The sequence below is a fragment of the Flavobacterium azooxidireducens genome, from assembly GCF_023195775.1.
Lineage (GTDB): Bacteria > Bacteroidota > Bacteroidia > Flavobacteriales > Flavobacteriaceae > Flavobacterium > Flavobacterium azooxidireducens.
Map to the genome: position 1 here is coordinate 355491 of NZ_CP096205.1, position 12134 is coordinate 367624.

Below are 12134 nucleotides of genomic sequence, written 5' to 3' on the forward strand. Positions count from 1 at the left end.
ATTACTTTTTTGAATTCTCTTCTTTTTTCTTGCTGAAAATTTCTCTGAATTTATTATAGTCAATCGTGATGATGAATGCCACACCGGTTTCAACTACTTCACCTAACAAAGCCACTTGGTATAAGTTTTTACGATATGCTTTTACGCGATAACGACCATCTTTAGACAATTGATATTCCGCTGAAATATCGCCCGCAATATTAGTTGCATCTTGATTTTCTTGCTGTGGTCCTTCTAATCCAAAACTACTACCAACTGTAATTTTTAAACGATCGTCTAACAATTTTTTTGACAGAGCAACATTTAAATCTGTCTTGGTTTCACGCTGTCCGGTGGTAAAATCGTCTGATGAATCTAAATCAAATTCCATCTCAACTCCTTTGATTAAATCTCCAGCTAAATTGTTAAGCTGTTGCGATAAAATTTTACTGGCACTATCTCTGGCTAATGATTCAGCAGATGGTCCGCCCGATGATGCAAATGTGTTTTCGCTCACAAATCGATTTAATAATAACAATGCAAAAACCTGTTTGTTCAATTCATCGGGTTGTTGACGCAATTGAGCTAATTTTGCTTGCGTCATGTTGATAATATCTGCAGAAACACTATTATTTCCATCTGGTAGAACAATATCAAAAGAAATGTTGGGTTTCATGATTTCTCCTGTCATAATTAACTCGGTTTCAAACGGAATGCGTTGCAAATAACGAGTTCGTACCTCGTCTGTAACAGCTCCTAATTGATCGCTTACCAAATCTAATGGAGAAGTTTCTGTTTTGTAAACTGCCGTAATACTGATGTTTGCGGAAGTTGGCTCACCTGTCCAAAGAATATAACTGCCGGGTTTAATTTCAAATTTTCGCTTGATTAAATTGAAATTCATTTCATAACTTCCTTCGGTAAATTCATATCTTCCTGTCAAGGTTGTTTTTCCTGAAGGATCAATTCCACCACTCAGTTGAGCTTCTCCTTTCAATCTCAAGAAATCTCCATTTGCTTTATCAATGATGATGGAAAATTCGGCTTCTTTATCAATTTCGATGTTAACTGCGGCTAAAATTCCACGAATATCAGTTGTGTTGAGTGAATCTTTCATCGTAATCGTATCATCAAATAATTTGACTGTATTAGGGTCGATGAATTCAACAATTCCCTCGCGATCAGCAATGGAAGGGTCGGACTGTGGCAAAACAACAGTAAATTTTGTGTCTTTATTTACTTTTAAACTTCCGTTGATAACCGGACTATTCAAATCACCTTTGATGTCTAATTTCGTATCGATATACAATTCGCCATAATACAAATCACTGTCTTTTGCAGTAGAATTAATAGCTTTGAAATTATCGGCTACAACGGCTAAATCAAATCTAAAATCTTGAAAAGTGGAAGTCAAAATCCTGCCATTAATATTTAAATCATTGTCTTTTTCATCTTTAATTCCAAAATTGTCAAAAACGATTGATTCTCCTGTAAATTTAATTTGATCATTAATGGATTTAAAACTGGAATTGAGCGATGTAACTTTAAATCCAATGTCATTAAAATCTAACGTTCCAACTACATTTGGTTTGTCAACTGTTCCTGAAATATCAAAATTTCCTGTAAAAAAACCCGTTCCATTTGTCAAATTGCCCATTGTGAAACCTTGAATACTCTTTAAATTCAATCGTTCAATGGCTAATTTCATATCAAAACTACTGTCGCTGGTGCGATAAAAACCATTCAAATCTACTTTGTTATCTTGGCTTGTAATCGAAACTTCTGCATTGAAAGTCGAAGCGGTTTCATTGTTTATTTTTAATTTAACATCGCCAACAGTATCTTTTTTGAAAGTAAAGTTTTCAATCGTTAAATCGGAAGTAAAAATTGGTGTGGAACTTATATCTCTAACATTGGCATTTCCATTGATTTTTCCGGTCATTTCTAACTGACTTTGTTGAGCGAAACTGGTTAAGGTTTCAATCTCAAAATTCTCAAAATCGATGGCGATTGGAGAACTCATATCGCTGGTTTCCGATTGAATGGTTAATTTATTTTCTCCTTTTGACAAATCAAAATTGGATGCATTAATTCCTAGTTGCCCAAAACGAATGAGATTATCGGCTGCCAATTGCCACTCATTGTAATTTAGAATAAGCTTTTCTGAATCTAAACTCACTTCGTTGATACCATTTTTTGCTTCTAAAGTTCCGGCTAAATAATAACGTTCTTCATCTTTCGCATCCAGCAATTGTAAAGCATAATTCACCACATTATTTTCAACTTTTCCGCTTACAATCGTGTGTGGAATTTGAAATTGTTCGCTTTGAATATCATCAACTTCTAAATTATAAACCAACGCATTTTCTTCTGTATTCAAATCGATTATAGCATTTGAAACTGTAATTTTTCCATATTTCACTAATGGAATTCTGCCTTTCATAATGATGGAATCGTTCACAGTATTGTATCTCCCATCGATTGAAATTGTTTCTAAACTGATTAAATCCGGAACAATTTTTTGCAGCATTGGTGTATTTTTCACCTCAACATTAAAAGCAAAATGTTGCTCTTCTGAATTTTTTACAGATGGATTTCCGGATGAATTATAATATTTTTGAATAGAATTTGAAAGCGATTCGCCAATTTTTGATAATTTATATTTTCCTAAAATGGCCGCATCTACAAATTGAGATTCAAGTTTTATACTATTATTTTCAACGGTTGATTCTGCTAAAATTTTAACTGAATCTAATACAAATTGCTCCTTTTCGTTGGCTAAAATAAATTCGTGCAACACCACTTCACCATTCAAAAAATCAATGTCGGTGGAAGCCATATTGGCTTCAACAATTCCTTTGAATCGGAATGGTTTCTCCATAAAATTGAGTTTTTCCAAATCAACCATTTCCAAATTTAACTTCAATTTTCCGGTTGGGTATTCGGTTTTGAAACTTCCTGAAGCAATTCCGTCAAATGTGATATTTGGATCTTGACTTGCAGTTGTGATTTCAAAATCGCCATTTTGGATTGCTCCTTTTAGCGAAACATTTTGGTAAGTGTATGAATTGTAAGTCGCTTTAATCACCTCTAAATCGGCATCTGCGGAAGCTGTTTTGGGGTCTAAACCAATACCTTTTACATCGGCTTTTAAAGTTAATTTTCCGATGGAATCATTTTTAATTAATTTTCCTAAATCAAATTCCGTCAAGTCAATTTGAGCATCATACTGTTCGTTTCCTTTTTTGGATTGATCAAAAATAGCAACCACTTTTGCATCTCCGAAACTGCTTTTTAAATTCAAATTGGTTGCAAAATCATTGATTAATCCTTTGAAATTTCCATTGAGGTTAAATGTGGTTGGAAGTTCGATGTTGGATGGAATCGTATTCGGTGGAACAAATGTCAACACATCTTTGGAAGAAGATTGAAATTGATCTATCGCAAGATCGAAATACGTTTTTTCAATATCAGGCAAACCAACGATTCTACCCGAAAGTGAAGCATTGGTTTGCCCAATTCCGCTGATTTCAAAAAATGGAATTTCGAGGTTGTCTAATTTTCCTGAAAGTTCTGTATTTAATAACAAAATAGCGTTTGGATGACTTTTAAACGGATTATCCTGAGCCAATTGCGGAGCAAAAAGCAACAAATCTTGAAAGGCTATTTTGGTTTGTAAAAGTCGAGCATCAAGCGAAATAGTTGATGGATCTTCGCTAATGGATTCTAGCGAAGGAAAACCAATCACTAACTTATTTTTAATTTCGGTTTGTGGTGTTTTTATGGCTAATTTTTCAAGCGAAATACCGGTTGGAGTCATCTTGAAATCGGTAGAAAACGACTGAATTTCCAGACCACTTTTGTCATTCACTTGAAATGAATGAACGTTAGCCGCCATATTTTCGGTGGCGTAATTTAGCTTCGAAGCATCAAGGTTTAAGTTTTGAAGATGAAGATGCTTGTAATCGATTCCTTTAGCAATTGGAGATGATTTTTCATCATCGAATTGAAAGTCTAATTTTTCAACTAAAATTTTGTCGAGTTTAAATTTCCAATTGTTGGATGCGGTTTCAGTTGATGGTTCTTTAGTTACTTGTTCTTCAATTTTTCCTAAAACGAGATTGGCTTTGGTTTGTTTTAAATCGAAGGAAGCGATATCGATGAATTGCTTTTGTAAATCAATTTCATTGAAATTTACCACTAATTTTTGAAACGCTAATCCGGTTTTTAATTGATTGGATTCGCTTTCGAAACGTATATCAATTTTTCCTAAATCAACTTCACCTATTTTTAATTTTAAGTTGGGTTCGTTTTTGACATCTTCTACAACTTCTTCGGTATTTTGAAGCACTTGTGCGATGCCTTGTTTAAGTTGAAGTTTTAAGCCATCAATTTCGATTTTTGGTACTTCGAAATCTAAATTTTCTAAATCAAAAGTTTTAATTCGCGTGTTGAAATGACCTAAATTAAGTTTGAAATCGTTTTGTGTTAACGCATCGTCAAACGTAAAACGAATGTTGTTTAAATTGATTTTGTCTAACGAAATTTCGGTTGGTTCTGATTCCGGTTTTGGTTCTTCGGAAGCGAAAGCTTTGATGATGTAATCAAAATTGAATTCGCCTTCACTATTTCGATTGATGTTGGCTACCACTCCGGTTAATTCAACATTTTCGATATCGACTTTACTGCTGATTAGTTTGAACAAGCTGATGTTGACCAACACTTTTTCGCCATATAAAAGCGTGTCTTTTTGTTGATCTTGGAGATAAATTCCTTCGACGATGACGTTTTTGGGTAAACCGATTTCGATTCGGTCGATGGAAACTTTGGTTTTAATTTTGTCTTCGAGATAAGAAACAGCCTTATCTTTTACAAAATTTTGCACGGCAGGAACTTGAAGTAAAATTACTAAAAGAAGAAAGGTTAGCACGATGGAACCAATTATCCAAAGTAAAATTCGTGCTACTTTTTTTAAGTTCTTTTTCAAAGGTTCCTTTTGGGTTTAAAATTAGCTTATTTTGTTGAGTTTTCAAGTGTTAAAAAATGAAAATCCTTACAAAGGTAATTTTCTATTCACCAAAGTGATTATATTTTAACGTTGATTTGTTACAGAATTACCATATTTTGTAATGAAATGGTTTGATAGCACAGTTTCCGCCAGGGATAGCAGCGGAAATCCCAGAGAGCCAAAACACTAAAAAACTTGCCGCAAAAAAGCGACCAGCGGAAGCTCTTTTTGCGGCTTAGTTTTTTGTGTTTTGGCTTGAGGAATTGTAGCGGATAGCCCGTAGTGCGGCCAAAACTATTCTTCTGATTTTAGCAAATCGTGATACATTTTGATATTGTCTTTTACTTTGTCTTCTAGTTCGGGTTCCTTGATTTCGGTGTATTTTTGAAGCTCTTCAAGAATGGTTTTTGCTACGATATAACGTGATGTTTCTTTGTTGTCTGCCGGAACAATATACCAAGGTGCATGCGGTTTTGAGGTACGATTGATGGCGTCTTCATAGCAATTTTGATAGTCGTTCCACAACGCACGTTCTTTTAGATCACCGGGTGAAAATTTCCAGTTGTGTTTCTCGGTTTCCAGTCGGCGAAGTAGACGTTGACGTTGCTCTTCCTTGCTGAGATGAAGGTAGAATTTGAGGATGATTACGCCATTTGAAGCGATGTGTTTTTCGAATGCGTTGATGCTTTCAAAACGATTTTCCCAGAATTCGGGTGTGATGTCTTCGACGGTTTCGATGCCAGGAATGTTTTCATTGAGAATGTATTCGGGGTGAACTCGGGTTACGAGTACGTTTTCATAATGCGTTCGGTTGAAGACGGCGAATTTTCCTTTTTCGGGAAGTGCAATGTAATGCCGCCATAAATAATCGTGTTCCAATTCGTTTGAATTGGGTGTTTTAAAACTGTGAACCACCACGCCGCGAGCGTTAAATTCTTTGAATACTTCGCGAATGAGGCTGTCTTTTCCGGCAGTGTCCATTCCTTGCAAACAAATGAGAACGCCGTAGCGGTTGTGAGCATACATAGTATCTTGTAATTTGCTCAACTTTTCACGGGTTTTTTGGAGTATTTTTTCCTTCTTTTTTTCAGAAGTTTGGATGTCTAAAAAAGTGGGTGTTTGGGATAAGCTGATTTCGGAATCGACTCTGAAATGTTCCGGTTTTATATTTTTCATTTGATGTGGATTAGATTGATTAATTTTACACCAAAGTACAAAAAAGTATGGACAAATTTAAATTAGAGTTATTTTTTCAGATTTTGGGAATTGGAGCGACTTCAGGTTTGGTGTTTGAAAATGATTCGCTTTTTTTAATTTCTGATTCAAGTTCGTTTTTGTATGAATATAATTTTAAGACTGAAAAATTAGACAAAATTGAACTTTTTGAAAATAGTTTGGAATCTATTACTAAGAAAGATAAACCTGATTTTGAATCGATTACAAAAATTGGCGATTCAATTTTGCTTTTGGGATCGGGTTCGACTGAAAAGCGAATGATATCATCATCTTATCATACAAAAACGAAGAAATCAATAACTACTGATTTAACTAAATTATTCGAAAAAATTTCTGAATCGACAAGAGTTGACAAAGAAAATTTGAATGTTGAGGGTGTTTTGAAATTTGAAAACAAATGGTTTTTATTTCAGCGAGGAAATGGATTGGCAAGTCAGAATGGTATTTTTGTTTTAAGTGATTCACTTGAAAATCCTAGTAAAATTGATTTTATTCCGATTATTTTACCAAAAGAAAAAGGCGTTCATGCTACTTTTACCGATGCGGTTTTGGTTGAGGATCAAATTTATTTTTTGGCTGCGGCCGAAGATTCAAATTCTACTTATGAAGATGGTGTTGTTTTAGGAAGTTGGATTGGAACATTACATCCTTCCACTTTTGAATTATTATCTATTGAAAAAATAACTAACTCAAATAAATTCGAAGGATTAACGGTTTACAAAAATTCAAAAAACGAAATCACTTTCTTACTTTGTGAAGACAATGATTCAGAAATTTTGAAAGCTGATATTTACAAATTAACCATAAAAAAAACCACTCATTAGTGAGTGGTTCTTCTTAGGTTAAGGTAAATTCGGGGCAAAATTACCTTTTCATAAAAATGTTGGTGTAGTATTTTTTTCCTGTGGTTGGATTTGTTTTAACTGATATTCCGAAATGTGTAAAATCTCCTTCGATATTGTTTTTATGTCCGTCGCTCAATAACCAAGCGTTTAAAACACCTGCATTTGATTGATAGTTGTATGCTACATTTTCACTTACTTGAACAGCTCCCAAAACTTGTTTGATGTTGCTAGCTCTTTGGTCAAAATATTGGTGACCCACTACATCATTTTCAATCATATAATCATTATGTTCAGACGATTTGAATGAAATATGATTAATTTTTTCTAATGGGTTTAACCCAACGCTAACTCTATGCTCATTGATTTTATTCATCAAATCTAATTCAACTTCGTTGTATGAAAAATTCTCAACGATTGGCGTTACGGCTGCATCTTCAGAAGCATCAGAAGAACATGAGATCAAAGTGAACACAATTGCGAATGGCAACAATGCTCTAAACATTTTTGCTTTCATAGTAGTAGGTTAAGTTTTAAAAGTAGATGTGGGGCAAATACCTTTTTATTATCTAAATATTTTTTTTAGCTTTTGATAGATGTGGGGCAAATATCTTGGTGCTTTATAATTTATGAACGTGTTGTCTTGTTTGACAGTTCAATATTACTACTATATTCGTTTAAGTGCCAAATAAAATCGATGAAATACATCTTTTTTATTTTTATTTACTTTTTTTCCTACATATTAAGGTGATAATCTTTCGATTTTCCAAGAATAATCATTTTGAAGTTGATATCGAATTCGATCATGAAGACGATTTGGTCTTCCTTGCCAAAATTCAACTTCTTGCGGACGAACCAAAAATCCGCCCCAAAAAGCAGGTCGAGGAATTTCTTTTCCTTGAAATTTTTGTTCAAGTTCTTTTAATTTTTCTTCCAAAACGTTTCTTGATTCGATTACCGTACTTTGATTGGAAACAATAGCTCCTAACTTGCTTCCGTCCGGACGAGAATCAAAATATCCATCGGAGATTGATGAAGTGGTTTTTTCTGCAATTCCTTTAATAATGACTTGTCTTTCCATCGAATGCCAAAAAAAAGATAAACAAAGTTTAGGATTAGCTTCGATAGCTTTTCCTTTTTCGGATTCATAATTCGTATAAAAAATAAATCCTTCTTCGTTGAATTTTTTGAGTAAAACAACGCGGGATTTTGGAAAACCATCTAATCCAATTGTGGAAACTGTCATTGCATTGACTTCTTCGATATCACTTTGTTCTTCGGTTTCATAAAACCAACGGTGAAATAAATTGATTGGATCTTCGGGAATGTTGGTTTCCAAAAGTTCGCTTTTTTCGTATGATTTTCGGTAATTGCTGAGATCTTCCATTATTTTTTTATACTTAATTAATGAGTGGCTAAGGTACGAATTAATGGGATTCAGTATTCAGTCGCAGTTGACAGTCATAGTTTTCACACGATTTTGTCATTCCGTAGCAATCTCTTTTCCGTGTTTCTATTATAAAAAATCATTCAGTCTGTTAGGAGCGAATGGCTCGGGCATTTTCAGCCAACCCTATTCCCGCTTTTCGTTCCAATTTTTTATTCACGAGCAAAGCTCGCAAACAAAAAGATTTCCACTGCAACCTGCCTGCCGGCAGGCAGGTCGGGGCTAAAAAGGAAACAAATCGCCTACTTGGAGAGTCGGTTGTCTGTTGTCGGTTGTCGGTTTGTAAATCCCTAAATAAGGTTGACCGGTTTTTAATACTAATGTTTAAATTTATCACTGATCAAAAATAAAAGTTATTCTGAAATTTTTAGCCCTTTTAACTGGCTAAAAAAATTTTGGAAATAACTTTTATGATTTTTATCCCGAACCATTGTCATAGATTTCAATAATTGGATTTTTATAATTCTTTTTGAAACAATTTTCATAAAACTCTCTCGGTGTCATTTTGTTTAAATTTTTATGAATCCTCTTTTCATTATAATGCCAAACTGCTTTGCTTATATTTCTTTGTAATTCCTCAAATGTTTTTGGCTTCCAATAATCCAAATATTCTTCTTTAATTGTTCTGTTTATCCTTTCAGCATAAGCATTATCTTGAGCAGAAATTGCCATACTGACTCTTGAACCCCTTGACTTTAATAGATTTATATACTCATGATATAAATATTGACTTCCCCTATCGGAGTGATGAATTTTTGGAGCATCATACTCTTTCAAAGCTATTTCTAACGCTTCAAGGTTTGCTGTTCCTCTCATATGGTTAGATATTCTGTGACCAACAATCAACTTTGTATATACATCAACAATAAAAACAGCATAATAAAATCTTTCCCCCAAAGCGATATAGGTAATATCTGATTGCCATATTGTTGACGGTTTATTAACCAAATATCCTTTTATTAAATTTGGATATTGATTTGCAATGGAATAAGTTGTCCGTTTGTAATTCTTTTTATACTGAACTCTAAATCCTAAATCCATCATAATATCTATAAACCTATCTCTTCCTAAAAACTCTGGTCGAAGTACGTAATACATTTTTTCAACCCCACAACCCGGATGCTCTTTCCTTAATTCTTGAGCTTCGATTACTAATTTCTCTACTTTTTCGGTGAATAATTTTTGTTCTTTACAATATTTATTCACAGCTTGTTTAGATATAGTAACAACCTTGTACAGACTATTTAAAGAGAAACTTACTTTTTCTTTGTTCTCTCTAAACCATTGGATTGTAGGGTGCTTGAGTTTTTTTTAATGTCAATATTTAGCTCATCTTTGGCAATATCAATCATCTTTTCCAAATACTCAATCTGAATTTGCTTCTGACCAACTATTTGCTCCAAACTTTTAATTTTCTGCTCTAGCTCTTTTAGCTTTTGAGTGTTACTTTCTTTCATCTCAACAACCCGTATTCCTTTTTTGTTAAAGGTAGAAAATTTATAAATCCATTGATAAATAGATTTATTACAGATACCATATAATTTTTCTAATTGATAAACACTGTAAATTCCGCTTTCATATAACGAAACTATTTCCTGTTTAAACTCGGTAGAATAAAATCGATACTTCTTAATTTTTCTCAAATTTGCTTTCATATAAGTTGACTTTTGTGGTCAACCTATATCAGGGACGTACATTCAACAGATAACAGACAACGGACAACAGACACCTACCTCAAAACCAACTCCTTCACCACATCTTTTCGCAATTCGTCGTTGAGCATCGTGATGATTTTTTGTTTTCCGTGACTGAGTTCTTCTCGCAAAACGGCAGATGTTAGTGTGACATAGAGTGTTGCTCCTTTAAGGATAACTTCTTTGGTGTAGGTGTTTACGCCGTTTCCCATAAGGTCTTTCCACGCTTTTTCGACGTCGATTTTGTCCATACCAGATTGGAGTTTATTGTTTTCAATAAACGCTTTGAGTACGTCAGAAATCGGGCTTTCGTTGTTTAATCGTTTGGCCATTATTGGATAGAAATGGGTTTGAATCGTTTGTAATGATATTCTAAATCTTGCTTGTTTTTGAGGACTAAAATGCTATCGGTTAACGTTAAAATTTCTTCGCTCCATTGGGCAAAATCGGTTTTATAATGAATTAAGAAAATACCGGAACTGTCTTTAATTTCAATGGTTTCCAACTCATCATTGGTTAGATATTTACCATCAAACTGCGGTTTTACTTTTTTTCTGAAACCGGTATTGTTTTTCCATTCGATATAATCAATGGTTTCATTAATTTTATACTCTTTTTCTTGACCATCAGGCAATTGTACTTTTTGAATTTCCCAATAACCGGTTATTTTTGAAATGGAATCGGGGGAAACCTTTTCTTGACAAGAAATCAATACAATTGAAAAAATAAGGGAATAAAAAAGCTGTTTCATCGTTTTAAAATAAAGTTTAAAATTACAATTATTTTGAAGGAATAAAAAGTAAATTTGATTAAACCTTTTTAAAAATATTGAGTCTAAGTTGACATAAAATCGTAAGTTATGAAGAACTATTTTCCACTTATTTTGTTAGCAGTTTTACTTTTAAACTGTTCGTCTGACTCTGATTCTTCAGAAGATATTCCAACTGAAAGTATGTATTTTCCACCAATTTCAGGAAATGTTTGGGAAACCAAATCGATGAGTGAATTGGGTTGGAATGAAAGTGAAGTGCAACCTTTGTTGACATTTTTGGAAGAAAAACATACAAAAGGTTTCATTATTTTGGTGAATGGTCGAATTGTGATGGAAAATTATTTCAATGGACATACGGCTACTTCTCCTTGGTATTGGGCGAGTGCCGGGAAAACATTAACAACCGCAACGATTGGAATTGCTCAACAAGAAGGTTTGCTTAATATTAATGATAAAGTTTCGGATTATTTGGGAACAGGTTGGACTTCCGCTCCGTTAGCTAAAGAAAATTTGATTACGAATAAACATTTACTATCAATGACTTCCGGTTTGGATGACGGAATGGGAAATGGAAACTCACCTGCGGAGTTGCAATACTTAGCTGATGCGGGAACGCGTTGGGCTTATCATAATGTTTTTGAAAAATTGCAAGATGTGATTGCCGATGCAACTAATCAATCTTTTGATGCTTATTTTACTTCAAAACTTAAAAGTAAAATTGGGATGACCGGAACATGGTTAGCTGTAGATGAATTTAATGTTTATTGGAGTACAACACGTAGTACAGCTCGTTTTGGACTATTATCTTTAAATAAAGGAAAGTGGAATTCGGAAATTATTGTTCCTGAAGCGTATATGATGGAAGCTATTTCACCTTCACAAAGTCTTAATAATGCATACGGTTATTTATGGTGGTTGAATGGAAAGGCAAATTATCGCTTACCGCAAACGCAATTGCAATTTCCAGGTAGCCTGATTCCGAATGCTGCTGCCGATATGGTTTGCGGATTGGGGAAAAATGATCAGAAAATTTATGTTATCCCAAGTAAAAAAATGGTTGTGATTCGTTTAGGAGAAGTTGCTGATGGAGAAAATTTTGCCTTATCAGATTTTGATAATCAATTATGGGCAAAGATTAATGCAGTGATTGATTAAT

Annotated in this window: 10 protein-coding genes; 2 read left to right on the plus strand and 8 right to left on the minus strand. The window is 33.9% G+C overall.

The window, feature by feature from the left end; genetic code table 11:
* Position 1: 1 nt before the first annotated feature.
* Positions 2-4966, minus strand: a complete 4965-nt coding sequence (locus M0M57_RS01595) for a translocation/assembly module TamB domain-containing protein (protein ID WP_248434763.1) — start codon at positions 4964-4966, stop codon at positions 2-4.
* A 315-nt stretch (positions 4967-5281) separates the two neighbouring features.
* Positions 5282-6163, minus strand: a complete 882-nt coding sequence (locus M0M57_RS01600; protein ID WP_248434765.1) for a PPK2 family polyphosphate kinase — start codon at positions 6161-6163, stop codon at positions 5282-5284.
* Between the two features lie 47 nt (positions 6164-6210).
* Here M0M57_RS01600 and M0M57_RS01605 point away from each other — a divergent pair, with 47 nt between their 5' ends.
* Positions 6211-7047, plus strand: coding sequence for a DUF6929 family protein (locus M0M57_RS01605; protein WP_248434766.1), 837 nt, complete (start codon positions 6211-6213; stop codon positions 7045-7047).
* A gap of 40 nt (positions 7048-7087) precedes the next feature.
* On the opposite strand, the gene M0M57_RS01610 is transcribed toward M0M57_RS01605, so the two are convergent.
* From M0M57_RS01610 to M0M57_RS01635, 6 genes are all read right to left on the minus strand, one after another.
* Positions 7088-7582 carry a CAP domain-containing protein gene (locus tag M0M57_RS01610; RefSeq protein WP_248434768.1) on the minus strand — a complete coding sequence of 165 codons (495 nt, stop codon included), beginning with the start codon at positions 7580-7582 and terminating at the stop codon, positions 7088-7090.
* 225 nt (positions 7583-7807) lie between these two features.
* Positions 7808-8452 carry a pyridoxamine 5'-phosphate oxidase gene (pdxH, locus tag M0M57_RS01615; RefSeq protein ID WP_248434770.1) on the minus strand — a complete coding sequence of 215 codons (645 nt, stop codon included), beginning with the start codon at positions 8450-8452 and terminating at the stop codon, positions 7808-7810.
* A gap of 477 nt (positions 8453-8929) precedes the next feature.
* A complete protein-coding gene (locus M0M57_RS01620) occupies positions 8930-9802 on the minus strand; it encodes an IS3 family transposase (protein ID WP_326930623.1) in 873 nt (290 codons plus the stop codon).
* Positions 9769-10167: a transposase gene (locus tag M0M57_RS01625; RefSeq protein ID WP_248433141.1), complete on the minus strand. Its 399-nt coding sequence runs from the start codon at positions 10165-10167 to the stop codon at positions 9769-9771. Before M0M57_RS01625 ends, M0M57_RS01620 begins: the two co-directional genes overlap by 34 nt.
* Positions 10168-10241: 74 nt before the next feature.
* On the minus strand, positions 10242-10538 hold the full coding sequence (locus tag M0M57_RS01630; RefSeq protein ID WP_248434772.1) for a DUF721 domain-containing protein: 297 nt from the start codon (positions 10536-10538) through the stop codon (positions 10242-10244).
* Positions 10538-10957 (minus strand): lipocalin family protein, encoded by a 420-nt coding sequence (locus tag M0M57_RS01635; RefSeq protein WP_248434774.1) that lies wholly within the window; start codon positions 10955-10957, stop codon positions 10538-10540. The genes M0M57_RS01630 and M0M57_RS01635 overlap by 1 nt, the downstream gene beginning before the upstream one ends.
* A 108-nt stretch (positions 10958-11065) precedes the next feature.
* Between M0M57_RS01635 and M0M57_RS01640 the strand changes: the two genes are divergently transcribed.
* Positions 11066-12133, plus strand: a complete 1068-nt coding sequence (locus M0M57_RS01640; protein ID WP_248434776.1) for a serine hydrolase domain-containing protein — start codon at positions 11066-11068, stop codon at positions 12131-12133.
* Position 12134: the final 1 nt, after the last annotated feature.